Source organism: Ferruginibacter sp. (genome assembly GCF_028288465.1).
GTDB lineage: Bacteria > Bacteroidota > Bacteroidia > Chitinophagales > Chitinophagaceae > Ferruginibacter.
Genome location: NZ_JAQBNR010000062.1, coordinates 56,554 through 81,761, shown reverse-complemented (window position 1 = coordinate 81,761; position 25,208 = coordinate 56,554). Strand labels below are relative to the sequence as shown.

The window sequence follows — 25,208 nt, the reverse complement described above, 5'->3', positions numbered from 1 at the left end:
AACTTGTAAAATCTTATGGTGGTTTTGCCAAGGGTGTTCACCTCTTCCCATACCGAACAGAGAAGTTAAGCCCCTTATGGCCGATGGTACTGGTATTCCAACCGGGAGAGTAGGTAGCTGCCATATTTATTTGAGACCCGATCATTTATTTGATCGGGTTTTTTTATGCCCAACACTTTTTTGAAGCATATCTCTTCCCTCTTCGCCCTTCTAACCTAAATAATTCATCACGCTATATTCCACTGCAATACTTTAATCTTAGTCTGCCGTAAGCAAAACATCCCCAAGTTGCCATTGAATACAACTGTACAAGGTGTGCGACGCTTATGAAGGACCATAGAGCTTTCTGGGCAGGACAAAAAATAGTACTTTGAAAATGCACACAAAACTTGCATACTGGTAATCTTTTCCTGGTATTTTATTCTAAAAAAATCGTGATGGGATTTTTACTAGTAATTAACAGAAATTACTGTCGGGTATAACTACTTCAAAAAAGAAATTAGCCAATAACTAATCTAAAATAACGTTGCATTAGTGGCATAAATTGAAAGATTTAGAAGCCTGTACCTATCCACCAAACTATGAAAAATGCGAAAAATTTACTTCACTGTACTTTTTGTACTTACTTATTTTTCGATTACTCCAAAAATAGCTGAGGCTCAGAATTGTTCTCTTCTAAATGCAAATTTTCAGGCATACGAATCCCGTTGTGCGGCTACCGGCTCAATTAAGGTTTTTGCAACTGGTGGTTCAGGATCATATAAGTATAAAGCGTTGGGGCCGGTAACTTCCAATTTTACCACTTCAGATTCACTTACCGGACTTTCGGCTGGCACTTACTCCGTTGTTGTTACAGATATTGTTTCCAACTGCACCTATACTCAGGCTGGTATAATTGTGCCTGGATCTTACGAAGATCCCCGGTTTGCACTTAATAAAGTAGATGTAAGTTGTTTTGCAGGAAATAATGGAAGTATTTCGGTTGCCGGCCAATTATTCGGCAGGTCTCCTTTTGTTTATTCAATAGTTGCACCATCTCCAATGGGAATTGGTACTGTCAGCAGTTCTGGAGTATTCAATAATTTATCCGCCGGCAATTATACCATTCGGCTTACCGACTCCTGCGGTGGAATTCAAACAAGGCAAATCACCGTTAACGATTATACCTGGTTCATTGATGGCTACAAGTTTACAAAAATCGGGTGTGATTCTGCAAGCGGTTTTATAAAAGTGATCGATAGCAGGGGCAACATCAGTACGGTTGGCGGCATTCCCGGTTTTGAATATGGGATTGTAAGGCAACCCGGTGACACCATATGGTCTTCTGATGCAAATTTCCAGTTTGACCTGGCGGGCAACACGGGCTTTACAGTTCTTGCCAAAGACAGTTGCGGCAATATAAAAAAATCTCCTGCTCAGCTTAATATAGCGCCATCAATAAACGCAGTTGTTATTTCATCGCAGGGGTGTACAAGCTTTACAGCAACTGTAACGGGGACTACTAATTTTTTTACTGCTGATTATTGTTTGTTCGATAATAGCAATACTTTGATTGAATGCAATTCAACAGGCATATTTCCTAATCTAAGCTATGGTAATTATTGTATTAAGGTACACGACCTTTGTACTAATCTTACAATTACACGTTGCCTTTCTGTCGCCCCACCACCACTTGGTATAAGCAATACGGTTTCCATCAGTAATAAAACCTGCTCAAGTTTTTCGGCAACGGTAACCGGACAATACGGACTTACAAACCCCAGCTACTGTTTGTATGACTCAACTGATACACAGCTGATTTGTAACGGCACCGGCGTTTTTGATAATCTTACTTACGCATACTACTGTATAAAGGTTAAGGATGGCTGCAGGGACACTACAATTACAACTTGCTTTTTGCCAAATAAGCCTGTACCCTCTATTCCGGCAGTGATAACACCGCGTTATGTTTCGTGCAGTACTTTTAATATTTCTATTGGTGGAGATAGTTTAACAAGTCCGAGTTACTGCTTATACGACAGTGTTGGCGGATTGGTAGGCTGTAATAATACCGGCGTTTTTGATAACTTGATACTGGGAAATTATTGTGCTCATATTCATGATTCTTGTTTTGATACCACTTTTATAAGATGTTTCACAGCGGGCTCCCCTGTAATTGTCAATGATATCACATTGACCGTTTCAAATAAAATTTGTTCATCTTTCACATTATCGGCTAACAGTAACAATATCAAGAATGCCCAGTTTTGCCTTTATAACGCAAACGATTCATTGATAAACTGTGACAGTTCTGGTGTATTTAATAATATCCCCTACGGTTCATATTGTATAAAAGCGAGAAATGACTGTCCGGATACTTCGTTTTACAAATGTATTACTGTTAACCCTGATGTGCCGGTAGTTAGCAGTAGTGTCAGAATTATTAACAGAAATTGTAATACATTTTCTGCTCAAATTCACGGCCAGCATAACTTAACTAATCCTTTATATTGCATTTATGATAGTACGGGTGCTGAAATAATATGTAACAATACCGGCCAGTTTGATGATTTATTGTATGGAAGTTATTGCATAAAAGTGACGGACAGTTGTTATGACACCACCATAGTAAGATGCTTTGCAGCAAGCGCTTTATCAGCGAAATTGGCCGTTACCTCAACAAAGTCCTGCAGCTATAATTTTGCAAAATTTGCTATATCGGTTGTGAGTGGAATTTTGCCTGTGAATATAAAAATATATACTTACACCGGAAGCTTATTTTTTACCGGCAACTATAACAGTAACAATTTCAGCATAGACAGCATTCCTGGCTCTCTAACGGGACAAGGCTACAAGGTTATTGTGACTGACAGTTGTGGTAAACAGGATTCAGTCAGTGTAGACGCAGTAGCTAGTTACCTCACGCATACGGTTTCGGCTGTTCCTAAGTGCCCAAGCGGAACCTATGCAAATGGTTCGGGTGATATTCAGACAGTAGCTGGCACCAATATGGGATCCTTGACCGTGAAAATCATCAAAAAAGATAACGCCACATTGTCTCCGGAAATATCCCCCAATACGCTGATTGACAGCACTTATACCTTCCAGGATTTGGGGCCCGCTACTTATATTTTAAGTTATAAAGCCAATGATGCCTGCAATATATATTTTCAGGATACTGTTGTAATTCAACCATATCAGTTTCCCGATTTAAGCCGATCATCTGCCTACCAATGCGATAGTAATGGATTCAATTTGAAGGCCATTGTTTCTAACGGAGTTGGTCCTTTCAGCTACGAAATAATTGGCAGCTCACCTGCCACACCTTCCATCATCGCCGGCCCGCAAACAAGCCCTGAATTTTACATTAATAACGGCACCAATTATACATTGGTAAGATTAAGGGCACTTGATGCCTGCAGCAATGCAACCCTTGCAGATGCCAGTATTTTACCCCTCGCTAACAATGCTATTATTAATACATATAATTGCTTTCAAATTGCTACTACGCTGAGTTTAGATACTGTGTATAATGCTACTTTTGCCTGGTATAAAAAAGATAAGGACAGCAGCACTGACAGTACTTACATGGGAAGTGCTTCCAGCATCTTTGTGCCGGAAGTAACTCCTGGTGATACAGGTATTTATGTGTGCCGTATAATTGTGGGCGCAGGCTGCATTAACCGGACTTATTACTATCACCTTGACGGTTCATGCTTTCATTATTTACCGGTGACATTGCAGGATTTTACAGGTAGCTTTACCGGCGAAACCGTTGTGTTAAACTGGAAGGCGGCAACAGAACCAGGCGTTCAGTATTTTGTGATAGAGAAAAAGACAGGAGCCAATGATTTTGAAGAAATTGGCAGGATAAAAGTTGGTGATATTAGCAGCAATGCCGGGCAATATAATTTCATTGACAGGCAACCCGGAGAGCAAAACCTTTACCGTGTTAAATGGCTTAATAACGGCCAGTCTGTATCGTACAGTAATATTGTAACACTAAATAAACACAGCCAGGCTGGTAATATTCAGTTATACCCTAATCCTGTCAGTAATATTTTAAATGTTGGCTTTATTAATCCGAGAAATCACGTGTACAATATTGCTTTGCTGAATGTTTTAAACCAGGTAGTAAAAGAGTTTAAAGGAGTTAAAGATGTAAATGGCATTTTTCAGATTGAACGTACACCCAACATGAAAAAGGGGCTGTATATTTTAAAGGTAGAAGACTTAAACAACGCCGAAATTTTCACCGGTAAGGCAATTTTCAGGTAAAAGATACCCACATTGCCATGGAACTGAAGATTGTAAATAAAAAAAAATAAATTATTTGTAAAATAGTGTTTCATTTTAAATCATAAACGCTACCTTTGCCGTCCAAAAATAAAGGGTTCAAAATGCCTACAATACAACAGTTAGTTAGAAAAGGAAGAGAAATAATTAAAGCTAAGAGTAAATCAAGAGCTTTGGATGCATGCCCGCAACGCCGTGGAGTATGTACAAGAGTTTACACTACTACGCCTAAAAAACCAAACTCTGCTTTACGTAAAGTAGCCAAGGTGCGTTTAACCAATAAAATTGAAGTTATTGCCTATATTCCGGGTGAAGGACACAATTTACAGGAACATAGTATTGTGCTGATTCGTGGCGGAAGGGTTAAAGATTTGCCTGGTGTACGTTACCATATTGTTCGTGGTAGTTTGGATACTGCAGGTGTTAAAGACCGTAAGCAAAGCCGGAGTAAATACGGTACCAAGAAAGAAAAAGCTAAAAAATAATTCATTAAAGTTTTATCACCCTTCATTGGGTGTAAAAAAAGTAAATAACAATGCGTAAGACACAACCAAAAAAAATACCCTTAGCACCAGATCCTAAGTTTAATGACAGATTAGTTACACGTTTTGTAAATAACCTGATGTGGGCTGGCAAAAAAAGTGGCGCCTACATCATTTTTTATGATGCTTTGGATAAAGTGAGTAAAATTACAGGTGATAACGGATATGAAATTTGGAAGAAAGCCCTGAGCAATATCACTCCTGGTGTGGAAGTACGTAGCCGTCGTATTGGTGGTGCTACTTTTCAGATTCCTGCTGAGGTTCGTGCAGATAGAAAAGTTTCATTAAGCATTAAATGGATGGTAAAATACAGTCGTGATCGCAATGGTCGCAGCATGGCTGAAAAATTAGCGAATGAAATAGTTGCAGCAAGTAAAGGTGAAGGTGCTTCTTACAAAAAGAAAGAAGATACACACCGTATGGCTGAAGCTAACAAAGCATTTGCTCACTTTAGAATTTAAGTTTAAATTTTTTTTATACAAAGCTATCCTGCAAAGGATAGCTTTTTTTTTACCTGCTTTTATTGTTTATCTTCCTCAATTATTGGAATTCATCTAACAGCTGTTGCAGATTTTGAAAAGAAAAATAAGCATTTACACCGCTGCTGCTATTGTCGTAGCTAATATGATAGGTACGGGTGTATTCACCAGCGTTGGCTTTCAATTATCTGCGGTACAAAATACCTGGAGCATCATGCTACTTTGGCTCACAGGTGGATTACTTTCTCTTTTTGGTGCATTTGCCTATGCAGAGTTAGGTACCCATTTTAAAGAGTCGGGTGGTGACTACATTTATTTGTCAAGGGTCTTTCATCCATTGCTGGGTTATTTATCTGCCTGGGCAGGATTAACGGTCGGGTTTTCTGCACCAGTGGCATTGGCAGCAATGGCTTTTACCAAGTATCTCGCCCCATTTGGACTACAAAATAATGTATGGCTTGCAATTGCAGTTATCGTGTTGATTGGCCTGATGCATAGTTTTACCATACGCCACAGCAGCCGTTTTCAAAACCTGTCTACCATAGTAAAAGTAGTTTTCATCGTTACCCTGATTGGCCTTGGATTTTTTATTCCAAACAACATAAACAGTGCCCTTAATTTTGGTAATAGCTGGCAACGGGAGGTTTTAAAACCAGGATTTGCAGTTTCAATGGTGTATGTTGCCTTTGCCTATACCGGGTGGAATGCAGCTGCTTATGTAGTGGATGAAATAAAAGATCCTCATAAAAACTTACCGAAGGCATTGATTGCAAGCACCTTGTTTGTAGCAGTAGTGTACCTGCTTTTTCAATTTGTATTATTGAAAAATGCCACGGTAACGCAGTTGGCTGGTAAGGAAGAAGTCACCTTTATTTCCTTTGATAATTTATTGGGTAGTGCCGGCGGTAAATGGGTAAGTGTTTTTATCGGCATTCAATTGATTGCAACTGTAAGCTCTTATTTGTGGGTTGGGCCGAGAGTAACCATGGCCATGGCAAAGGAAAACAAGCTTTGGCAACCATTGGCCAAAAAAAATGCACACGGCATACCGGTTGCGGCAGTTTGGCTGCATGTTTTTATCAGCATTGTGCTCGCCTTAACCGGAAGTTTTGAAAAAATATTATTGTATGCAGGTTTTGTATTGCAACTCATGGCCTCATTAACGGTGGCAACGAGCATATTCATTAAAGACCGCCAGCCGCATACATTTTCAGGTCCTTTCAGACCATGGTTGCAGATTATATTTTTGTTGTTTAATACCTGGGTACTGGTGTTTACAATTATTGAGAGACCGTTGGAAAGTTTAATCGGCATCGGGATCATTTCGGCCGGAGCCGTAATCTATTATTTTGATAGTCCGCAACCCGCTGAAGAAGCTGTCATACCCGGATAGCAGATTGTTTTTTTTACAAAAAAATACTTACCTTTGCGGCGCTAAAAAGTTCAGCATAGAAGGATGTTAGGGATGGTAGCTGTAATTTATTTAGCATATTATGAGAGTAAATCAATCATATCAAACAGAGCCCAGCACTTACGGGTATTTTGCACTGGCATAACCAGGCATGGAAAGATCAGTATAGGAAAATAGTACAAGAGTGCGACGCCAATGAAGCCTAATTGAGATTCAAAGGCAGGGCACAAATAAAAAAATGGATAACCAAACAACGTTTTTCATTTCAATAAGCAAATTTTAACTCTAAATTTTTTAATTCAAATAAAATGGCAGATTTACGTTATCAACGCAACTTTGGAATTGCCGCTCACATTGATGCCGGTAAAACCACTACCACAGAACGTATATTATATTATACGGGTGTTAACCATAAAATAGGTGAGGTACACGATGGTGCCGCCACCATGGACTGGATGGCCCAGGAACAGGAAAGAGGTATTACTATTACAAGTGCCGCTACCACATGTTTCTGGAATTTTCCGATGGTACAAAACAAAAAAACACCGGATACCAAACAGTATAAATTCAACATCATTGATACTCCCGGCCACGTGGATTTTACCGTGGAAGTGGAGCGTTCATTGCGTGTACTGGATGGCCTGTTGGCATTGTTTTGTGCAGTGTCAGGTGTAGAACCTCAGAGTGAAACTGTTTGGCGCCAGGCTAACAGGTACAAAGTTCCCCGTATAGGTTTTGTAAACAAAATGGACCGTTCCGGTGCTGATTTCTTAAATGTGGTAAAACAAATTAAAGAAATGCTGGGTGCTAAAGCGGTGCCTTTGCAATTACCAATTGGTGCAGAAGATAATTTTAAAGGCGTGGTAGATTTAATTACCATGAAGGGAATGGTTTGGGATGAAGCCGGACAAGGTATGACTTTTAACGAAGTGCCGATTCCGGAAGATATGATTGAAGAAGTGAATGAATGGAGACAGCATTTGATTGAAGCTGTTGCAGATTATGATGATAAACTGTTGGAGAAATTCTTCGATGATCCTAACACGATCACTGAAAATGAAATTCATGAAGCTATCCGTAAAGCAACAATTGATATTTCTATCATCCCGATGATGTGTGGTTCTTCTTTCAAAAATAAAGGGGTACAAACTGCATTGGACGCCATTGTACGTTACTTACCAGGACCAATGGATATTGAAGCGGTAAAAGGAACCAATCCTGATAATGGAGAAGAAATTTTCCGTCATTGCGATGTTAAAGAACCATTCAGTGCGCTGGCTTTCAAAATAATGACGGATCCTTTCGTAGGCCGTCTTGCATTCTTCAGGGCTTATTCTGGCCGTTTGGATTCAGGTTCATATGTATTGAACACCCGTACTGGAAAGAACGAGCGTATCAGCCGTATTATGCAGATGCATGCCAACAAACAAAACCCGGTTGATTTTATTGAAGCGGGCGATATTGGTGCAGCTGTAGGATTTAAAGATATCAAAACCGGGGATACATTATGTAACGAAAATCATCCGATTGTACTGGAAGCAATGACTTTCCCTGAACCGGTTATCAGTGTTGCGGTTGAGCCAAAAACTCAGGCCGACGTTGATAAAATGGGTATGGCAATTGCCAAACTGGTAGAAGAAGATCCTACATTAAGAGTACGTACCGATGAAGAAACAGGCCAAACCATTTTGAGTGGAATGGGCGAGTTGCATCTTGAAATTATTGTAGACCGTATGCGTCGTGAGTTTAAGGTTGAAATCAACCAGGGTGCGCCGCAGGTAGCTTATAAAGAAGCTTTCCAAAATACTATTCAGCACAGGGAAACACTGAAAAAGCAAACGGGTGGTCGTGGTAAATTTGCCGACATCGTGTTCGAAATCGGGCCAGCTGAAGAAGAATTTTTGAAAGAAGAAAAAGGCAACTTCCAGTTTGTGAACGGTTTATTTGGTGGTAGTATTCCTAAAGAATTTGTACCGGCCATTCAAAAAGGCTTTGAAAGTGCAATGACCACAGGTGTACTGGCGAGTTACCCGATGGTAAGTATGCGTGTTAAAGTATATGATGGTAGTTTTCACCAGGTGGATAGTGACGCGATGAGTTTTGAGCTGTGTGCTAAACAAGGCTACCGTGAAGCTGGCCGTAAAGCAAAACCAGTTTTGCTTGAGCCAATTATGAAGGTAGAAGTGTTAACGCCGGATCAGTACATGGGTGATGTTACGGGAGATTTAAACCGTCGTCGCGGCATGCTGGAAGGTATGGATAGCAAACATGGTGTGCAGGTTATTAAAGCCAAAGTGCCATTGAGCGAAATGTTTGGTTACGTAACGCAATTGCGTTCTTTATCAAGCGGCCGTGCTACTTCAACTATGGAGTTCAGTCATTACGCTCCTGCACCAAACAATGTAGCAGAAGAAGTAATTGCTAAACAAAAAGGCAAACAAAAAGTGGAAGATTAATACGAACACTTTTAAAATACAAACAGCCCCGTACGCAAGTATGGGGTTTTGTTTTATGCAAACGGTGTGGATACATTAACGAAACATCAATGCCTAAACATTTTTCAGCAACATTTTATAGGTTCAGAACCTAATTCGTCGGATACCCATTGCCATATGCTGTGACGTATGCTGGACAAAAATGCCATCTCAGCTGCATCCCTGATTATCTGGCTATATGTTCACGAACACGGTTTAAATCGACTACAGGCCATAGAAATTAAACCTGATACATACGGGACGGTGTTGTGGTTGGTGGATAGTGTTGATTAATCCTGTTGGAATAGCATACTTTATTTTAAAAATGGTTGCAATTAAGCAATCCTTTATTTATTTTTAGTACTAATCCTGATAAATATGATAGCAAAAATGCCCCTGGAAAACTTCCTTGTAATTGATATTGAAACAGTTTCATCGCAGCAAAATTATAATTTACTCACAGAAGACTGGCAGCACCTCTGGGAAGAAAAAGTGCAACGTGCTGTACCTGAAAATGTAACCCCGGAAGAATATTATCCGCTTAGAGCTGGTGTGATGGCAGAATTCGCTAAAGTTGTCTGCATCAGTATGGGCTATTTCAAAAGAGAGAAGGGGCAATACCAGTTCCGGGTAAAATCAATTTATGGACACAATGAAAAGGAGCTGCTGCAAAATTTTATTGCAACCGTTAACCAGTTAGAAGCAGTACACAATCATTGGTGCTTTACCGGCCATAACATCAAGGAGTTTGACGTTCCTTTTTTGTGCAGGCGACTGCTCATCAACAGTATTTCCATTCCGGCTTATCTCGATTTTCAAAATATGAAGCCATGGGAAACCAATATGGTAGACACTTTTCAATACTGGAGGTTTGGCGACTATAAAAACTTTACTTCACTGAAGTTACTGGCCGCATCGTTAAATGTCCCTTCTCCCAAAGATGACATTGATGGCAGTATGGTGGGGCATGTGTACTGGGAAGAAAATGATCTGGAACGTATTGCGGTGTATTGCCAAAAGGATATTGTTACAGTAGCCAATATTGTACTGCGTTTTAAGAATTTACCCCTGCTTTCCGAAGAGCAGATTGTTATTGCAAAATAATTGATGTTTATCTGTACGGATAAGTTGATCAAATGGCTTTATTTTTTGTAATATTTCATAACCAGTCATTTATAAATGCACCAACTTGGCCTGTTGTTATACCTCTGTCAGGTTGTTTCAAAAAAAACTTCAAAAAACTTTGCTTTAGACTTTGCTATTTGAAACCGTCCCCCTACCTTTGCACTCCAAATTAAAAAACGAAAGTTTAAAGTTCTTTAAATATGTCACAACGAATCAGAATAAAATTACAGTCTTACGACCATAACTTAGTTGACAAGTCAGCGGAGAAAATCGTAAAAACGGTACGCAGTACCGGTGCAGTAGTAACAGGGCCAATTCCTTTACCAACACACAAGAAAATTTTTACTGTATTACGTGCTCCTCACGTTAACAAAAAAGCCCGTGAGCAGTTTCAGTTGTGCACGCACAAACGTTTGTTAGACATCTACACCAGCAGCAGCCGTACGGTTGACGCTCTGAGTAAATTAGACCTGCCAAGTGGTGTTGACGTTGAAATAAAGGCCTGATGAACCGTCCCGCATAACAGGGACAGGCAAAAGGTTAGTTCTTAATTAAATATTGAAACATCCATCTGTTTATACCGTAAACAGCGCTGGATAAAAACAGATACAATGAAAAGTATTATTGGAAAGAAGATTGGCATGACCAGTGTCTTTGATGCAGCAGGCAAGCAAACTGCCGTTACCATCATCGAAGCAGGACCATGCGTAGTTACCCAGAAGAAGACCGTTGAAACAGACGGCTACAATGCACTCCAGATTGCATTTGGCGACAAGAAAGAAAAGCACTCCATCAAAGCTGAAGTTAACCACTTCGCCAAAGCTCAGACATCCCCTAAAAAAGTAGTAAAAGAAATACGCGATAGCGAATTAACACAATCAGTTGGTGAAACCATTACGGTTGACATTTTTGCCGAAGGCGACAGTGTTGAAGTAGTCGGTACTACCAAAGGAAAGGGTTTTCAGGGCGTTGTTAAACGTCATGGCTTCCATGGTGTGGGCGGTCAGTCTCACGGTCAGCATGATCGTTCAAGGGCTCCCGGTTCTATTGGTAACTCTTCTGATGCTTCAAGAGTATTTAAAGGTATGAGAATGGGTGGCCGTATGGGACAGGACAGGGTGAAAATGAAAGGACTGAAAGTGGTAAAGATTTTCGCGGAAAAAAATTACATATTGATCAGCGGTTCAGTACCGGGTCACAATGGTTCAATCGTTTTAATACAAAAGTAAGCAACACATCATTTTGTGTTTCTTAACACAAAAATTAATCTGAATAATCATGCAAGTAGATATTTTAAATATAGCAGGCGCCAAAACCGGAAGAACCATTGAGTTACCGGAAGAAATTTTCGGTGCAGAACCAAACACACACGTTGTTTACTTAGCTGTAAAGCAATACCTGGCTGCGCAGCGTCAGGGTACGCATAAAGTAAAAACAAGAGCTGAAGCAAATGGTTCATCTAAGAAACTGGTAAAGCAAAAAGGAACTGGTGGTGCACGTAAAGGTAACTTGCGTAGTCCTATATACAAAGGTGGCGGTACCATCTTTGGACCAAAACCTCACCTGTACGATTTTAAATTAAACCGTAAAGTGAAGGACCTGGCTAAAATCAGTGCATTAAGTGCTAAGGCAAAAGAAAATGCAATCGTGATTGTAGAAGATATTACCATGGATGCTCCAAAGTCAAAGCAGTTTGCTGGTATTTTAAAGAGCTTACAGGTTGGCGATAAAAAAACATTGTTCGTTATTCCAGAAGACAATGATAACGTTTACCTGAGTTTAAGAAACATACCTGGTGTTCAGGGAAGTCTGTTGAGCGATGTAAATACATACGATATCGTAAATGCCAAAGTGGTGGTTTTTACCGAAAGTGTTGCAAGAATTTTTAGCGAGGAAGAAGTAGCGGAAGCATAATTTAATTAGCAATTATCAAATTAGAAACATGAAACTGTCTGAAGTTTTAATAAAGCCTATCTTATCTGAAAAGATAAATAAGCAAACTGAAAAAATGAACCGCTATGCTTTTGTTGTTAGCAGAAAAGCTAATAAACTGGAGATTAAAAAAGCGGTAGAAGAATTCTACGGTGTTCAGGTAAAAAATGTTAACACAACAGTTATGCCTGGTAAAGCTAAATCACGTAACACAAAAGCTGGTGTGGTTAGCGGTCGCAAGCCTGCTAAAAAGAAAGCATTTGTTACAGTGGCAGACGGAGAATCAATTGATATATACGGAACAGTATAGTCTTGATCCGGATGGATTCGGCAAATTATAATTAATGTATGGTGGTCAGCACCGCAAAGTTTTGACAAATAAAAAAGTAGTTTACAATGGCACTTAGAAAATACAAACCGACCACAGCAGGTACACGCTGGAGAATTGGTAATGCATACGCAGAGATCACTACCAACATTCCTGAAAAAACGTTGCTTGAAAAGCAGAAGAATACTGCGGGCCGTAACTCACAGGGTAGAAGATCAATGCGCTATATGGGTGGTGGTAACAAAACCATGTATCGTGTGATTGATTTTAAGAGAGATAAAAAAAATATACCGGCTACTGTAAAAAGTATCGAGTACGATCCAAACCGTACAGCATTCATCGCTTTGTTGAATTATGCTGATGGTGAAAAGCGTTACATCATTGCTCCGAATGGTTTACAGGTTGGTGCAACAGTTTTAAGCGGCGACAGTGTTGCTCCTGAATTGGGTAATGCATTGCAACTGAAAAACATGCCACTTGGTACTAATGTGCATAACATCGAAATGCAGCCAGGACAAGGTGGTAAGTTGGTTCGTAGTGCTGGTAACACAGCTCAGTTAGCGAATAAGGAAGAAAAATATGGTATTTTAAAAATGCCAAGCGGTGAGTTAAGAAAAGTATTGATCAATTGCTACGCAACAGTTGGTGTTGTAAGCAACAGCGATCATAACCTGGAGAGTGCTGGTAAAGCTGGTAGAAACAGATGGAAAGGTGTTAGACCAAGAACAAGAGCCGTAGCGATGAACCCGGTAGATCACCCGATGGGTGGTGGTGAAGGTAGAGCATCCGGTGGTCACCCACGTAGCCGTACAGGCAAGTATGCAAAAGGACAGGTTACACGTACAAGAGGAAAAGGATCTGATAAGATGATTATCCAGAGAAGAAACGGAAAGAAGATCAGTAACAAATAATTCAATCAGGTTAAAATATCCTGGTGCTAAACCGGGAGAATCAACACAAAAATAAATACTATGCCACGTTCGGTTAAAAAAGGTCCTTATATCGATGCTAATCTGGAAGAGAAAGTATTAACGATCAATGAAGGAAAGAATAAGAAAGGTGTTATTAAAACATGGTCACGCCGTTCTACTATTACTCCTGATTTTGTTGGTCACACATTAGCAGTACATAACGGAAATAAATTTATTCCGGTTTATGTTACCGAATTTATGGTAGGTCATAAATTAGGTGAATTTGCGCCAACAAGAAACTTCAGGGGTCACTCAAGTAAAAAAATGTAATAAAAGAAGTTTGCAATTAATTGTCGTAACAGGCAGGAAATTAAAACTTGAAACTAAATAAAAATGGAAGCAGTAGCTAAACTTAACAATTATCCAACTTCACCGCGTAAAATGCGTTTGCTGGTTGATCTGATACGTGGAATGGAAGTAGAAAAAGCTTTAGGTGTATTACAGTTCAACACTAAACATCCGGCTGTTCCTTTATACAAGTTATTAAAAAGTGCTATCAACAACTGGGAGCAAAAAAATACAGATGTAAAGGTAGAAGATGCTAAACTGGTTGTAAAAACAGTTATGGTTGACGGAGGAAGAGTGATTAAGCGTATGCGCCCTGCACCACAGGGACGTGGTTATAAAGTGCGCAAGCGTAGCAACCATGTAACATTAATAGTAGACAGCAAAAGTTAATAAATTAATTAAAACGAATTAACCAAGAATATGGGTCAGAAAACAAATCCTGTTGGTATCAGACTGGGAATCATCCGTGGATGGGACAGTAATTGGTATGCACATAAAAAAGATTTCGGTAACAAGTTAATTGAAGATCATAAGATCAGAACTTACCTGAATGCCCGTATCAATAAAGGTGGTATTTCTAAGATCGTTATCGAGCGTACGCTTAACAAACTGATCGTTACCATCCATACTTCCAAGCCAGGTATCATCATCGGTAAAGGTGGTGGAGAGGTTGACAGGATTAAGGAAGAGCTGAAGAAATTAACCGGTAAGGATGATGTTCAGATAAATATATTGGAAATCCGTCGTCCTGAACTGGATGCGCAGATTGTAGCTGATACAATTGCCCGGCAGCTGGAAGGAAGGATCAACTTTAAACGTGCCGTTAAAATGGCGATTGCGTCTGCGTTAAGAATGGGTGCTGAAGGAATTAAAGTTAGATGCGGTGGTCGTTTGGGTGGTGCTGAAATTGCCCGTAGCGAAGAAATTAAACAAGGAAGAACTCCATTGCATACTTTACGTATGGATATAGATTACGCCAGTGTATTTGCACAGACTGTATACGGTAAAATCGGTATCAAGGTATGGATCTGTAAAGGGGAAGTATTGGCGAAGAGAGATTTGAATCCAAACATTTTAGCCGGTGGCGGTAAGGAAGGTGATTCAAGAGGTGGTTTTGAAAACCGTGGTGGATTTGATGACAGAAGAGGCGGTGGTGACAGAAGAGGTGGCGGACAAGGTGGAGACAGAGGACGCAGTGGTGGCCAGGGTGGTGGAAACCGCGGTGGTGGTGGCCAGGGCGGAAGGAGATAATTTATCCTTTCCGGAAAACAATAATAACAAATTTTTCAAATTGATAGATAATGTTACAACCAAAAAGAGCAAAACATAGAAAGGCGCAGAAAGGCCGAATCAGGGAAACTGCTAAAAGAGGCACAACTATTTCTTTCGGATCGTTTGCTTTAAAAGCACTGGAACCAATTTGGTTAACTAACAGGCAGATTGAGAGTGCCCGTCAGGCTTTAACCCGTCATATGAAAAGGGAAGGAAATGTTTGGATAAGAATTTTTCCTGACAAACCAATTACCAAAAAGCCAGCTGAAGTGAGGATGGGTAAAGGTAAGGGTAACCCTGAATACTGGGCTGCAGTAGTTGAACCTGGTCGTATTTTGTTTGAAGCAGATGGTGTTCCATTACAGGTAGCAAAAGAAGCGTTTGAACTGGCTGCACAAAAGTTACCAATCGCCGTAAAATTTGTAGTTCGCAGAGATTACCAGGCTGAAGTGATTGCCAAATAAGAGAACAGGAAAAAGTGTAATTGTTAAGTGAGTAGTAATTTCCGGTTTTCGAATTTTCAAATTTTCAAATAAGAATATAATGTCAAAGAAAGCAGATTTTTTAACGAGCATTAAAGGTTTAGGTCTTGAAGATTTAAAAGCCAAGATCGCTGAAGACGAATTACGTTTAAAGAAAGTATCTTTTGCTCACAGTATTTCTCCCCTGGAGAATCCCGTTAGTATGCGTTTATTGCGCAGAGATTTGGCCCGTTTAAAAACAGCATTAAGAAAGATTGAACTCGGTTTAAATTAAACCATAAATTTTGCAACAATGAGCGCAACAGAAACAACGATCGAAAGAAATTTACGTAAGATAAGAGTTGGAGTAGTCTCCAGCAACAAGATGGATAAATCCATTGTAGTTGTAATCGAAAGAAAAGTAAAGCATCCGCTTTATGGTAAGTTCGTAAAAAAATCTACCAAATTTCATGCACATGATGAGAAGAACGAGTGTAGTATCGGTGATACAGTAAAGATTATGGAAACACGTCCTATCAGCAAAACAAAACGCTGGAGACTGGTTGAGATAGTTGAGAAAGTTAAATAAGACTTTAGTGCTTATTACTAAGACAATAAGAGAAAGAAATTTAGGAACATCTCAGTACTCAGTACTAAATACTCAGTACTAAAAACTTAATAAAATGATTCAGCAAGAAAGCAGATTGAACGTAGCGGATAACAGTGGTGCCAAAGAGGTATTGTGTATTCGGGTGTTGGGTAACTCCGGCCAGGACTATGCTAAAATCGGTGATAAAATTGTGGTTACCGTAAAAGATGCTACACCAAACGGTGGTATTAAAAAAGGAACTGTAAGCAAAGCCGTTATTGTAAGAACAGTAAATAAATTGCGTCGTAAAGATGGTTCTTACATTCGTTTTGATGACAATGCGGTTGTATTGCTGAACAATTCAGACGAACCAAGAGGTACCCGTATTTTTGGACCAGTTGCCCGTGAATTAAGGGATAAGGGTTATATGAAAATTATATCGCTGGCTCCGGAAGTATTATAATACTGTTGCCGTTGAAAGGGATGAATGAGGTTGAAAAGGTACAAGTGAGTGACACAACGATTTTGAGTGAGGCTGTTAAAGCCGGTTATAAATAAAGATAAAAAGCCGAAGGGCACATTAATAAAATGAGTACAAGATTTAAACCTAAGTTTAGCATTAAAAAAGGCGATAACGTAGTTGTTATTACCGGTGAAGACAAGGACCTTAAAAAGCCTCGTAAAGTGCTGGAAGTAATTTTGGAAAAGGGTCGTGTTTTGGTAGAAGGTGTAAACATCGTTACCAAACATACCAAGCCAACTTCTCAGAACACCAAAGGTGGTATTGTGAAAATCGAAGCGCCGATCAATATCAGTAACGTGATGTTGTGGGATGCTAAAACAGGTGGGCCAACAAAAATTAAGCGCACCAGGGAAAACGGTAAATTAATCAGAGTATCTAAAAAATCAGGGGAGGCTATAAAATAATGAGCACAACAACTTACACTCCAAGATTAGCAGATAAGTACACCAAAGAAGTTGTACCTGCTTTAATGAAAAAATTTGGTTATAAAACCATTATGCAGGCACCCAAGCTTACCAAGATTTGTTTGAATCGTGGTGTGAACGGCGCAGTAGCAGATAAAAAATTAGTAGACATTGCTGTTGAAGAGTTATCAACAATAACTGGTCAGAAAGCAGTTGCTACTATGAGTAAGAAAGACATCTCCAACTTTAAGTTGCGTAAAGCCATGCCAATTGGTGCAAGGGTTACACTTCGCGGAGTTAAGATGTTTGAATTCCTTGACAGGTTTGTATCTGTTTCTTTACCACGTGTACGTGATTTCAAAGGTATCAATGACAAGTCATTTGATGGCCGCGGTAATTACACACTGGGTATTACAGAGCAAATTATCTTTCCTGAAATTGATATTGATAAGGTAAATAAAATTACCGGTATGGATATCACTTTCGTAACAACCGCTTCAACAAACGAAGAAGCATTTGAGTTGCTGAAAGAATTGGGGATGCCTTTTAAAAATGTAAAAAAATAATTAAACAATAACAGAACATGGCAAAAAAATCAATTGAAGCCAGGCAGAGAAAGCGTGAAGTAATGAGCGCAAAATTTGCTGAAAAAAGAGCAACTTTAAAAGCTGCCGGCGATTATAAAGCTTTGGATCTTTTACCAAAGAATGCGTCTCCTGTACGTTTAAGAAACCGTTGCCAGTTAACCGGTCGTCCAAGAGGATACATGCGGCATTTTGGTTTATCAAGAAACATGTTCCGTGATATGGCATTGGCTGGGAAAATACCCGGAGTTACCAAGGCAAGCTGGTAAGAAATTAAAAACAGCAGATCAGTAGCGATATTGAAATCACTGTAAAAAAATTATCTAATAACAAAGTCAATTTAACTAATTATGGTAACTGATCCTATAGCAGATTTTCTTACAAGAATACGTAACGCACAAATGGCCAATCACCGTATTGTTGAAATTCCTGCATCGAATTTGAAAAAGCGCATGACAGAAATTTTGTACGATAAGGGGTACATTTTGAAATACAAATTTGAGGACGATAGCAAACAGGGTGTGATTAAAATTGCGCTTAAGTATGATGCTGCTACAAAATTGCCGGTAATACAAAGCTTGGAAAGAGTATCTCGTCCGGGTTTGCGTACTTACGCTAAGCCAGGTGAATTTAAGAGAGTGAAGAATGGTTTGGGTATTGCAATTGTGTCTACATCAAAAGGTGTAATGACAGATAAAGAAGCAAAAGCTCAGAATGTGGGTGGTGAGGTATTGTGTAATATCTACTAAGACTTTTCTTTGTAAGAAGAAAAGAATAAGCATATAAATGGTTTGACAATTAAGCCAAAGTCGTGGCTGAACACGAGCCGGATTGATAATAATAAAATTAAAATCGACTATGTCTAGAATAGGAAAAAAACCGGTTGAATTTCCCGCTGGTGTTACAATTGTAGTAGGTAAGGATAATGTGGTAACTGTTAAAGGACCAAAAGGTGAATTGAAACAGGCGGTTGACAGAGATATGAAACTGGAAGTGAAAGATAGTCACCTGGAACTTGTAAGACCAACTGATCAAATCCGTCATAAAGCTATGCACGGGTTGTACCGCTCATTGGTAAGTAACATGGTAAAAGGTGTTTCTGAAGGATATACAAAACAGCTTGAATTGGTGGGCGTGGGTTTTAAAGCTGCGAGCACCGGAAACCTGCTGGATCTTGCTTTAGGATATTCTCATAACATCGTTTTTGAAATACCTAAAGAATTAAAAGTAACTACTTCACAGGAGAAAGGACAAAATCCGATCATTACCTTAGAGAGTGTAGATAAACAATTACTTGGCCAGGTGTGTGCTAAAATCCGTGGACTGCGTAAGCCTGAACCGTACAAAGGAAAGGGTGTTAAGTTTAAGGGTGAAGTATTGAGAAGAAAAGCTGGTAAGTCTGCTGGTAAATAATAAGTGAGGATGTGAAAAGGCCAATTGGAAAATGGCGTGGCAAGCAAAGTAATTTTCACATTTTCGGATTTCAAATTTTCAAATTTTCCCCGGCAGTATCGGGGAACAAAATAAAAGATCATGAACAACAAATCAAGTGCAAGGGAAAAGATTAAGTTCCGCATCCGTAAAAAAATAAATGGTGTTGCAGCAAGGCCAAGGTTAAGTGTATTCAGAAGCAACGCAGCTATTTATGCACAGTTGATCAACGATGAAAATGGTTCTACCATTGCTTCTGTTTCATCGCTTGACAAAGATATCAAAGCACAAAAAGTTACAAAAACTGAAAAGAGTAAACTGGTTGGAAATGCCATCGCAAGAAAAGCAGCTGACCTGGGTCTTACAACAGTTGTGTTCGATCGTGGTGGATACATCTATCATGGTCGTGTAAAGGCAGTTGCTGAAGGCGCAAGAGAAGGTGGTTTACAATTTTAATTATAAATTTTCTAATAAGAACTATACATGTTAAAAGCAAACGATAACAGAGTAAAAGCCGGTGACCTTGAGTTGAAAGAAAAAGTTGTTTCTATCAACCGCGTGGTAAAAACCACCAAAGGCGGCCGTGCCTTTAGTTTTTCTGCACTGGTAGTAGTTGGTAATGGTGCAGGTGTTGTAGGCCAGGGTTTAGGTAAAGCAAAAGAAGTACAGGAAGCTATTACAAAAGGTATTGAAGATGCAAAGAAGAATTTGATAAAAGTTCCTGTTATGCATGGTACAATTCCTCACGAACAATTATCCAAAGAAGGTGCTGCAAAGGTTTTTATTAAACCAGCTGCACATGGTACCGGTGTAATTGCCGGAGGTAGCATGCGTGCTGTACTGGAAGCTGCCGGAATTACCGACGTATTGGCTAAGAGCCTTGGTTCTGCCAACCCCACCAACGTGGTAAAAGCAACTGTTAAAGCTTTGGCTACTTTACGTGAACCAATTGTGGTTGCAAAAACAAGACAAATTTCCTTAAAGAAGGTATTTAACGGATAGATGCAGTTGTTCTCTTGAGGACATTGAATGCATAATCTTTAATTAAAAATAAAATTCCCTTACAGGGATCAGGGCATGAAAAAGATAAAAGTAACACAGGTTAAAAGTGTAATCGACCGGCCGGAACGCCAGAAAAGAACAATGGTGGCTTTGGGATTGAAGAAGATGAATGCTTCTGTGGAAGTGGAAGCCACTCCACAAATTCTGGGTATGGTTCGCAAAGTGAATCACCTGGTTTCTGTTGAAGAACTTGCATAATTCGCAAATTCTGTATTACACTATGGCTTAATAATTTGAATTCATTTTAAATTGAGTCATTTCAAATTTTCAAATTAATTGCGAGGGGTGATACCCCGTAAGTACAAAATCAGATAAACATGGAATTACATTCATTAAGACCAGCCAAAGGAGCAACGCACAAAGCAAAGCGTATTGGACGTGGTGAAGCAAGTGGTAAAGGTGGTACATCTACCAAAGGTAATAAGGGCGGACAAAGCCGTGCAGGTTACAAAAGCAAAATGGCTTTTGAAGGTGGCCAGATGCCGATTCAGCGTCGTGTTCCAAAACGCGGCTTTAAAAATATCAACCGTGTTGAATATAAAGTAATCAATTTGGGTCAGATTGATCATTATGCAGAGAAATACAGTATCACAGAATTCACCCCTCAGAATTTGTATATTAATGGCTTAATCAGCCAGAATGACAACATCAAAATTTTAGGTGTAGGCGAAATCAAAGGCAAGTATGCTTTTAAAGTAAATGCAGTTAGCGAAAAAGCTAAAGCTGCTATTGAAGCCGCCGGAGGTTCCGTAGAGATAGTTAAATAATTTCACGATATTTGCAGACGCATTCCTGCTTGCCGAAAAGGGCAGGTATTGAAAGCGTCTTTTTTAGTTTACGAAAACATTTAAACGCCTTAATTCTGTGAAGAAATTTGTTCAAACACTTAAAAATATCTGGAGCATCGAAGAGCTTCGGAACAAGATATTGTTTACCCTGTTATTGATATTTATTTATCGTTTGGGTTCTTTTATCGTATTGCCAGGTATTGATCCTAATAAGTTAGCCAACCTAAGCAATAGCACTAAAAATGGCATGTTAGGCTTATTGGATGCGTTTGTGGGAGGAGCATTTTCTAAGGCTTCTATTTTTGCATTAGGTATTATGCCTTACATTTCTGCCTCTATTTTTATGCAGTTAATTACTATTCTGGTTCCGCAAATGGCGAAGGTGCAGAAAGAAGGTGAAAGTGGAAGAAAGAAAATTAATCAATGGACCCGTTACCTTACAGTAATCGTTACAGCGTTTCAGGCTGCAGCATATATTGGTTATTTGAAAAGTGCCGGTAATGCAGAAGCCTTATTGCCTTCTTATGCTGGCTTCTTTGTTATTTCTACCGTTATTCTTTTAACCGTGGGTACATTGTTTGTAATGTGGTTAGGTGAAAAAATTACGGATAAAGGTTTGGGCAATGGTACTTCAATCATCATCATGATGGGTATCCTGGCCAGGCTTCCACAGGCATTTATACAGGAATGGTCTTCAAGAGCCGCAAGAGGCGGTGGCGGTTTGCTGATCTTCTTAATTGAGATTGCATTTTTAGTGGCGATCATCATGGGATTAATTTTGCTGATACAGGGAACAAGAAAAGTGCCCGTGAATTATGCAAAGCAAATTGTTGGAAACAGGCAGTTTGGTGGCGCAAGAAATTTCCTTCCTTTAAAGGTGAATGCTTCCGGTGTTATGCCGATCATTTTTGCCCAGGCAATTTTATTTTTACCAACTATATTTTCTGGCTTCACTGGTGGTGGCTGGGCTAAATATTTTACTGATCATACCAATGGGGTGTATATGTTGGTGTACACAGTTTGTGTAATTGCATTTACATTTTTATATACAGCCTTAATCTTTAATCCAAAGCAAATGGCTGAAGATTTGAAACGCAACAACGGATTTATTCCAGGTGTTAAACCAGGACAACCAACTGCTGATTATATTGGTACTATCATGGATAGAATTACTTTACCTGGTGCCGTTTTGCTGGCCTTTGTAGGTATTCTGCCAGGGCTGTTTCAATTGGTATTTAAAACCCAGCAGGCTTTTGCAACTTTTTATGGTGGAACATCTTTATTGATTATGGTAGCCGTAATTTTAGACACTTTACAGCAGATAGAAACGCAGCTGTTGATGCGTCAATATGATGGCCTGATGAGTTCAGGAAGAATCCAGGGAAGACAAACTTCAGCAGTAGGCGGAGTATAGTACAATTACTCCATCCCGGTTTAAATGGGATCAGCATATTTTATTTAAACCCTGACATTAACCGTCAGGGTTTATTGTTAAACAAAGTGGTAGTATGATTCATTATAAAACAAAAGCAGAAATTGAACTGATGCGGATCAGCAATTTGCTGGTAAGTAAAACCCTCGCAGCACTGGCTGCTATCATTCGACCGGGCATGTCAACATGGGAATTGGACCAGGTGGCGGAACAGTTTATAAGAGACAACGGGGCTACACCTTCTTTTAAAGGTTATGGCAATCCTGCATTTCCTTTTGCCTGTTGCATGTCGGTAAACGATGCAGTGGTACATGGATTTCCAACAAAAACGGCTTTAAAAGATGGAGACATTGTTTCTGTAGATGTAGGTACCTATATAAATGGGTTTCATGGCGACAGCGCATATACCTTTGCTTTAGGTGAGATAGAACCGGAAGTGAAACAATTGTTACGGGTGACAAAGGATTCTTTATATAAAGGAATTGAAAAGGCAACACAGGGAAACAGAACGGGTGATATTGCTTATGCGGTACAGCATTATACTGAAAGAGAGCATGGTTATGGTGTTGTGAGAGAGCTTGTAGGACACGGTGTTGGCAGGCATCTGCACGAAGAGCCACAGGTACCCAATTACGGAAAACGTGGAACCGGAGCCAAGCTGAAAGAGGGAATGGTAATAGCAATAGAACCGATGATCAACCTGGGAACAAAAAATGTGTATCATGATAAAGACGGCTGGACCATCCGTACAGAAGATGGCAAGCCCGCAGCACATTATGAACATACAGTAGCCATTCAGAAAGGGGCAAAGGCGGATATTTTATCTTCATTTACAGAAATTGAGGCCGCTGAAAAAGCAAATGTAAATTTGTGTTCAGATTATTAGCAGTCAGAAAATCCGGTATTTCATTTGGACTCTGTCATCGCTTCAGATATTGTCAGGACTGATGTAAGTGCCTTTACATTGAATGTTAATACCGGTCTTTGCAAAAATATCTCTCATGAGTTCACTGCAAATGTAGCTGCGGTTTCTTTCGCGACGGCTGATGTAAAAGAGAATGCGTACCGTGATGCTGACAATCTCAAACTTATCATAAGGACTGGTCAATTCATCTAAGCTAAAGCAGATGCCCTTGTTCATATTTCTTTTGATACAGTTACGTTTAACTCACTGATAGCAATCTGGCCTTTATAGGGTCGTCTTTTATCTTTATAATTGTGCAGGTATTTTGATAATGGAACGAGTCTTATGCCAACATAAGGTTCCGCCTCCAATACCAGTATACCAGTACTCTTCCCAATTCTTCATCTTTATAAATTACTGCTACATGACTCCAGGTACTTTTGGTAAGTTTTTGTATTACTCCTGAAAAAGCATAACTACCACTGTTGAAAAATAAGTCGCCGGTTTTTAGAAATGGTCTTATTGTCTCGTAAGACGTTATGGGTGTTTTTTTAGTTGCTGTTTGCTGATAGAAATAGCCATACTATTGGTTAAGGTTTGCCAGGTTATTATGATTGTGACATTCGAAATTTAAATGTAGTATTTACTAATTACTTTTATCACTTACAATTTTAGATTACTGATGAATAAGAATTGTTTAGTTGTTATTGGAGGCGGTGCGGCTGGTTTTTTTTGTGCGGTAAATGCCGCCCGGCTGAATCCTTTATTGCGGGTAATTATAGTGGAGAAAAGCAGCAAGCTGTTAAGCAAAGTAAAGGTTAGCGGCGGCGGACGTTGCAACGTTACACATGCCTGTTACAGCATTGCAGACATGATTAAAAAGTATCCCCGTGGGGGCAGTTTTTTAAAGAAGGCTTTTCATCATTTTTTTACAACAGATACGATAGCCTGGTTTAAGGAAAGAGATGTGGATTTAAAAACAGAACCTGATGGACGTATGTTTCCTGTTACTGATTCTTCTCAAACAGTTATTGATTGCCTGATGAAGGAAGTTAACAGATATCATGTTGAAATATTGATGAACAAAGAAGTAAACGGCTTTAGCAGGCTGAGCGATAAATGGCATTTGTTATTTGCCAATGATACTATTATGGAGGCTGACTATGTATGTATTGCGAGTGGAGGATATCCAAAATCTGTTCAGTTCGAATGGCTTCAACAAACAGGCCATACGATAGAAAAACCTGTACCATCCTTATTTACTTTTAATATGCCTGGCAATGCAATTACAGGATTAATGGGTGTTACAGTAGAAAATGTAATTGTGAAGATTGCCGGAACAAAATTAGCAGAACAAGGACCACTGCTGATTACACACTGGGGAATGAGCGGCCCTGCCATTTTAAAATTATCAGCCTGGGGAGCAAGGCAGCTGGCAGAGAATAATTATACATTCACAGCAATTGTAAACTGGGCACCGGCTTTCAACGAACAAACTTTAAAAGACAAGTTTCAGCAGGTAAGATTTGACATTGCAGCACAAAAAATAAGTAACCGCAATCCATTTTCTTTGCCTCAGCGCTTGTGGCAGTATTTGTTGCAGCAGTCTGGCGTAAATGAGGATATGCGCTGGGCCGATCTCCCTGCCAAAGAGCAAAACCGGCTTATAAAAAATGTATGTGCGCAGGAATTTTCAGTGAAAGGGAAGACCACCTTCAAAGAAGAATTTGTAACTGCCGGTGGTATATTGCTGAATGAGATTGATTACAATACAATGGAAAGCAGGATAACTCCCAACTTATTTTTTTGTGGTGAAGTGATGGATACCGATGGTGTAACCGGCGGCTTTAATTTTCAAAATGCCTGGACAACTGGCTTTATTGCTGCCAAAGCAATAGCAACCAGGAGTAGTAAATAATTTAAAGAAGGGCAA

General features: G+C 39.5%; 31 protein-coding genes and 1 rRNA gene. 31 read left to right on the top strand and 1 reads right to left on the bottom strand.

All coding sequences use genetic code 11. From position 1 onward, the window contains the following. Positions 1 to 14: 14 nt before the first annotated feature. The 30 genes from rrf to map all read left to right on the top strand — a co-directional run bounded on the left by rrf (position 15) and on the right by map (position 23,257). Positions 15 to 126, top strand: a 5S ribosomal RNA gene (gene rrf / locus JWR61_RS24205). Between the two features lie 462 nt (positions 127 to 588). After that, positions 589 to 4,257 carry a T9SS type A sorting domain-containing protein gene (locus JWR61_RS24200; RefSeq protein ID WP_301930255.1) on the top strand — a complete coding sequence of 1,223 codons (3,669 nt, stop codon included), beginning with the start codon at positions 589 to 591 and terminating at the stop codon, positions 4,255 to 4,257. Positions 4,258 to 4,379: 122 nt separating this feature from the next. Then, positions 4,380 to 4,760 carry a 30S ribosomal protein S12 gene (rpsL, locus tag JWR61_RS24195; protein ID WP_290339499.1) on the top strand — a complete coding sequence of 127 codons (381 nt, stop codon included), beginning with the start codon at positions 4,380 to 4,382 and terminating at the stop codon, positions 4,758 to 4,760. Positions 4,761 to 4,810: 50 nt separating this feature from the next. Continuing rightward, positions 4,811 to 5,278, top strand: coding sequence for a 30S ribosomal protein S7 (rpsG, locus tag JWR61_RS24190; protein WP_290339498.1), 468 nt, complete (start codon positions 4,811 to 4,813; stop codon positions 5,276 to 5,278). 112 nt (positions 5,279 to 5,390) lie between these two features. Next, positions 5,391 to 6,689 (top strand): APC family permease, encoded by a 1,299-nt coding sequence (locus tag JWR61_RS24185; protein ID WP_301930254.1) that lies wholly within the window; start codon positions 5,391 to 5,393, stop codon positions 6,687 to 6,689. Positions 6,690 to 7,015: 326 nt separating this feature from the next. Beyond that, positions 7,016 to 9,163: an elongation factor G gene (gene fusA / locus JWR61_RS24180; protein WP_290339496.1), complete on the top strand. Its 2,148-nt coding sequence runs from the start codon at positions 7,016 to 7,018 to the stop codon at positions 9,161 to 9,163. 396 nt (positions 9,164 to 9,559) lie between these two features. Beyond that, complete coding sequence (locus JWR61_RS24175) at positions 9,560 to 10,285, top strand: ribonuclease H-like domain-containing protein (protein ID WP_301930253.1); 726 nt, start codon at positions 9,560 to 9,562, stop codon at positions 10,283 to 10,285. Between the two features lie 221 nt (positions 10,286 to 10,506). After that, positions 10,507 to 10,812 carry a 30S ribosomal protein S10 gene (rpsJ, locus tag JWR61_RS24170; RefSeq protein WP_290339494.1) on the top strand — a complete coding sequence of 102 codons (306 nt, stop codon included), beginning with the start codon at positions 10,507 to 10,509 and terminating at the stop codon, positions 10,810 to 10,812. Positions 10,813 to 10,917: 105 nt separating this feature from the next. Then, positions 10,918 to 11,535: a 50S ribosomal protein L3 gene (gene rplC, locus JWR61_RS24165; protein ID WP_290339493.1), complete on the top strand. Its 618-nt coding sequence runs from the start codon at positions 10,918 to 10,920 to the stop codon at positions 11,533 to 11,535. A 49-nt stretch (positions 11,536 to 11,584) separates the two neighbouring features. Further along, positions 11,585 to 12,220 carry a 50S ribosomal protein L4 gene (gene rplD / locus JWR61_RS24160; protein WP_301930252.1) on the top strand — a complete coding sequence of 212 codons (636 nt, stop codon included), beginning with the start codon at positions 11,585 to 11,587 and terminating at the stop codon, positions 12,218 to 12,220. A 28-nt stretch (positions 12,221 to 12,248) separates the two neighbouring features. After that, the gene (gene rplW, locus JWR61_RS24155) at positions 12,249 to 12,548 is read left to right on the top strand and encodes a 50S ribosomal protein L23 (RefSeq protein ID WP_290339491.1); all 300 of its coding nucleotides are present in this window, start codon (positions 12,249 to 12,251) and stop codon (positions 12,546 to 12,548) included. Positions 12,549 to 12,634: 86 nt separating this feature from the next. Continuing rightward, the gene (rplB, locus tag JWR61_RS24150; protein WP_290339490.1) at positions 12,635 to 13,477 is read left to right on the top strand and encodes a 50S ribosomal protein L2; all 843 of its coding nucleotides are present in this window, start codon (positions 12,635 to 12,637) and stop codon (positions 13,475 to 13,477) included. Positions 13,478 to 13,537: 60 nt separating this feature from the next. Beyond that, positions 13,538 to 13,807, top strand: coding sequence for a 30S ribosomal protein S19 (gene rpsS, locus JWR61_RS24145; RefSeq protein WP_301930251.1), 270 nt, complete (start codon positions 13,538 to 13,540; stop codon positions 13,805 to 13,807). A 63-nt stretch (positions 13,808 to 13,870) separates the two neighbouring features. Beyond that, positions 13,871 to 14,215 carry a 50S ribosomal protein L22 gene (gene rplV, locus JWR61_RS24140; protein WP_290339488.1) on the top strand — a complete coding sequence of 115 codons (345 nt, stop codon included), beginning with the start codon at positions 13,871 to 13,873 and terminating at the stop codon, positions 14,213 to 14,215. Between the two features lie 30 nt (positions 14,216 to 14,245). Beyond that, positions 14,246 to 15,076, top strand: coding sequence for a 30S ribosomal protein S3 (rpsC, locus tag JWR61_RS24135; protein ID WP_367881819.1), 831 nt, complete (start codon positions 14,246 to 14,248; stop codon positions 15,074 to 15,076). Between the two features lie 50 nt (positions 15,077 to 15,126). Beyond that, on the top strand, positions 15,127 to 15,561 hold the full coding sequence (rplP, locus tag JWR61_RS24130; RefSeq protein ID WP_290339487.1) for a 50S ribosomal protein L16: 435 nt from the start codon (positions 15,127 to 15,129) through the stop codon (positions 15,559 to 15,561). Between the two features lie 79 nt (positions 15,562 to 15,640). Continuing rightward, positions 15,641 to 15,853: a 50S ribosomal protein L29 gene (gene rpmC, locus JWR61_RS24125; RefSeq protein ID WP_290339486.1), complete on the top strand. Its 213-nt coding sequence runs from the start codon at positions 15,641 to 15,643 to the stop codon at positions 15,851 to 15,853. Between the two features lie 18 nt (positions 15,854 to 15,871). After that, positions 15,872 to 16,147 carry a 30S ribosomal protein S17 gene (gene rpsQ / locus JWR61_RS24120; protein ID WP_290339485.1) on the top strand — a complete coding sequence of 92 codons (276 nt, stop codon included), beginning with the start codon at positions 15,872 to 15,874 and terminating at the stop codon, positions 16,145 to 16,147. 94 nt (positions 16,148 to 16,241) lie between these two features. Beyond that, complete coding sequence (gene rplN, locus JWR61_RS24115; protein ID WP_290339484.1) at positions 16,242 to 16,610, top strand: 50S ribosomal protein L14; 369 nt, start codon at positions 16,242 to 16,244, stop codon at positions 16,608 to 16,610. Between the two features lie 125 nt (positions 16,611 to 16,735). After that, a complete protein-coding gene (gene rplX / locus JWR61_RS24110; protein WP_290339483.1) occupies positions 16,736 to 17,074 on the top strand; it encodes a 50S ribosomal protein L24 in 339 nt (112 codons plus the stop codon). Further along, positions 17,074 to 17,640, top strand: a complete 567-nt coding sequence (gene rplE / locus JWR61_RS24105; RefSeq protein ID WP_290339482.1) for a 50S ribosomal protein L5 — start codon at positions 17,074 to 17,076, stop codon at positions 17,638 to 17,640. Before rplX ends, rplE begins: the two co-directional genes overlap by 1 nt. A gap of 17 nt (positions 17,641 to 17,657) precedes the next feature. Then, positions 17,658 to 17,927: a 30S ribosomal protein S14 gene (gene rpsN / locus JWR61_RS24100; RefSeq protein WP_290339481.1), complete on the top strand. Its 270-nt coding sequence runs from the start codon at positions 17,658 to 17,660 to the stop codon at positions 17,925 to 17,927. 78 nt (positions 17,928 to 18,005) lie between these two features. Beyond that, a complete protein-coding gene (rpsH, locus tag JWR61_RS24095) occupies positions 18,006 to 18,407 on the top strand; it encodes a 30S ribosomal protein S8 (protein ID WP_290339502.1) in 402 nt (133 codons plus the stop codon). 109 nt (positions 18,408 to 18,516) lie between these two features. Then, entirely contained in the window at positions 18,517 to 19,071 is a 555-nt protein-coding gene (gene rplF / locus JWR61_RS24090; RefSeq protein ID WP_290339480.1) for a 50S ribosomal protein L6, read from the top strand. Between the two features lie 120 nt (positions 19,072 to 19,191). After that, entirely contained in the window at positions 19,192 to 19,545 is a 354-nt protein-coding gene (gene rplR, locus JWR61_RS24085) for a 50S ribosomal protein L18 (protein ID WP_301930250.1), read from the top strand. Positions 19,546 to 19,572: 27 nt separating this feature from the next. After that, positions 19,573 to 20,091, top strand: coding sequence for a 30S ribosomal protein S5 (gene rpsE, locus JWR61_RS24080; protein WP_301930249.1), 519 nt, complete (start codon positions 19,573 to 19,575; stop codon positions 20,089 to 20,091). 75 nt (positions 20,092 to 20,166) lie between these two features. Next, entirely contained in the window at positions 20,167 to 20,349 is a 183-nt protein-coding gene (gene rpmD, locus JWR61_RS24075) for a 50S ribosomal protein L30 (protein ID WP_290339477.1), read from the top strand. A gap of 119 nt (positions 20,350 to 20,468) precedes the next feature. Continuing rightward, entirely contained in the window at positions 20,469 to 20,918 is a 450-nt protein-coding gene (gene rplO / locus JWR61_RS24070; protein WP_301930248.1) for a 50S ribosomal protein L15, read from the top strand. Positions 20,919 to 21,015: 97 nt separating this feature from the next. Beyond that, positions 21,016 to 22,353 carry a preprotein translocase subunit SecY gene (secY, locus tag JWR61_RS24065; protein WP_290339475.1) on the top strand — a complete coding sequence of 446 codons (1,338 nt, stop codon included), beginning with the start codon at positions 21,016 to 21,018 and terminating at the stop codon, positions 22,351 to 22,353. A 94-nt stretch (positions 22,354 to 22,447) separates the two neighbouring features. Further along, the gene (gene map / locus JWR61_RS24060) at positions 22,448 to 23,257 is read left to right on the top strand and encodes a type I methionyl aminopeptidase (protein WP_301930247.1); all 810 of its coding nucleotides are present in this window, start codon (positions 22,448 to 22,450) and stop codon (positions 23,255 to 23,257) included. A 42-nt stretch (positions 23,258 to 23,299) separates the two neighbouring features. On the opposite strand, the gene JWR61_RS24055 is transcribed toward map, so the two are convergent. After that, positions 23,300 to 23,512 (bottom strand): hypothetical protein, encoded by a 213-nt coding sequence (locus tag JWR61_RS24055; RefSeq protein WP_301930246.1) that lies wholly within the window; start codon positions 23,510 to 23,512, stop codon positions 23,300 to 23,302. Positions 23,513 to 23,957: 445 nt separating this feature from the next. On the opposite strand from JWR61_RS24055, the gene JWR61_RS24050 reads away from it, so the two are divergent. Beyond that, positions 23,958 to 25,193, top strand: coding sequence for an NAD(P)/FAD-dependent oxidoreductase (locus JWR61_RS24050; protein ID WP_301930245.1), 1,236 nt, complete (start codon positions 23,958 to 23,960; stop codon positions 25,191 to 25,193). Positions 25,194 to 25,208 lie beyond the last annotated feature (15 nt).

Excerpts from the sequence above, each read along its gene's own strand:
- JWR61_RS24200 (WP_301930255.1), top strand. The coding sequence starts at position 589 with ATGCGAAAAATTTACTTCACTGTACTTTTTGTACTTACTTATTTTTCG.
- rpsL (WP_290339499.1), top strand. The coding sequence starts at position 4,380 with ATGCCTACAATACAACAGTTAGTTAGAAAAGGAAGAGAAATAATTAAA.
- rpsG (WP_290339498.1), top strand. The coding sequence starts at position 4,811 with ATGCGTAAGACACAACCAAAAAAAATACCCTTAGCACCAGATCCTAAG.
- fusA (WP_290339496.1), top strand. The coding sequence starts at position 7,016 with ATGGCAGATTTACGTTATCAACGCAACTTTGGAATTGCCGCTCACATT.
- JWR61_RS24175 (WP_301930253.1), top strand. The coding sequence starts at position 9,560 with ATGATAGCAAAAATGCCCCTGGAAAACTTCCTTGTAATTGATATTGAA.
- rpsJ (WP_290339494.1), top strand. The coding sequence starts at position 10,507 with ATGTCACAACGAATCAGAATAAAATTACAGTCTTACGACCATAACTTA.
- rplC (WP_290339493.1), top strand. The coding sequence starts at position 10,918 with ATGAAAAGTATTATTGGAAAGAAGATTGGCATGACCAGTGTCTTTGAT.
- rplD (WP_301930252.1), top strand. The coding sequence starts at position 11,585 with ATGCAAGTAGATATTTTAAATATAGCAGGCGCCAAAACCGGAAGAACC.
- rplW (WP_290339491.1), top strand. The coding sequence starts at position 12,249 with ATGAAACTGTCTGAAGTTTTAATAAAGCCTATCTTATCTGAAAAGATA.
- rplB (WP_290339490.1), top strand. The coding sequence starts at position 12,635 with ATGGCACTTAGAAAATACAAACCGACCACAGCAGGTACACGCTGGAGA.
- rpsS (WP_301930251.1), top strand. The coding sequence starts at position 13,538 with ATGCCACGTTCGGTTAAAAAAGGTCCTTATATCGATGCTAATCTGGAA.
- rplV (WP_290339488.1), top strand. The coding sequence starts at position 13,871 with ATGGAAGCAGTAGCTAAACTTAACAATTATCCAACTTCACCGCGTAAA.
- rpsC (WP_367881819.1), top strand. The coding sequence starts at position 14,246 with ATGGGTCAGAAAACAAATCCTGTTGGTATCAGACTGGGAATCATCCGT.
- rplP (WP_290339487.1), top strand. The coding sequence starts at position 15,127 with ATGTTACAACCAAAAAGAGCAAAACATAGAAAGGCGCAGAAAGGCCGA.
- rpmC (WP_290339486.1), top strand. The coding sequence starts at position 15,641 with ATGTCAAAGAAAGCAGATTTTTTAACGAGCATTAAAGGTTTAGGTCTT.
- rpsQ (WP_290339485.1), top strand. The coding sequence starts at position 15,872 with ATGAGCGCAACAGAAACAACGATCGAAAGAAATTTACGTAAGATAAGA.
- rplN (WP_290339484.1), top strand. The coding sequence starts at position 16,242 with ATGATTCAGCAAGAAAGCAGATTGAACGTAGCGGATAACAGTGGTGCC.
- rplX (WP_290339483.1), top strand. The coding sequence starts at position 16,736 with ATGAGTACAAGATTTAAACCTAAGTTTAGCATTAAAAAAGGCGATAAC.
- rplE (WP_290339482.1), top strand. The coding sequence starts at position 17,074 with ATGAGCACAACAACTTACACTCCAAGATTAGCAGATAAGTACACCAAA.
- rpsN (WP_290339481.1), top strand. The coding sequence starts at position 17,658 with ATGGCAAAAAAATCAATTGAAGCCAGGCAGAGAAAGCGTGAAGTAATG.
- rplF (WP_290339480.1), top strand. The coding sequence starts at position 18,517 with ATGTCTAGAATAGGAAAAAAACCGGTTGAATTTCCCGCTGGTGTTACA.
- rplR (WP_301930250.1), top strand. The coding sequence starts at position 19,192 with ATGAACAACAAATCAAGTGCAAGGGAAAAGATTAAGTTCCGCATCCGT.
- rpsE (WP_301930249.1), top strand. The coding sequence starts at position 19,573 with ATGTTAAAAGCAAACGATAACAGAGTAAAAGCCGGTGACCTTGAGTTG.
- rpmD (WP_290339477.1), top strand. The coding sequence starts at position 20,167 with ATGAAAAAGATAAAAGTAACACAGGTTAAAAGTGTAATCGACCGGCCG.
- rplO (WP_301930248.1), top strand. The coding sequence starts at position 20,469 with ATGGAATTACATTCATTAAGACCAGCCAAAGGAGCAACGCACAAAGCA.
- map (WP_301930247.1), top strand. The coding sequence starts at position 22,448 with ATGATTCATTATAAAACAAAAGCAGAAATTGAACTGATGCGGATCAGC.
- JWR61_RS24055 (WP_301930246.1), bottom strand. The coding sequence starts at position 23,512 with ATGAACAAGGGCATCTGCTTTAGCTTAGATGAATTGACCAGTCCTTAT.
- JWR61_RS24050 (WP_301930245.1), top strand. The coding sequence starts at position 23,958 with ATGAATAAGAATTGTTTAGTTGTTATTGGAGGCGGTGCGGCTGGTTTT.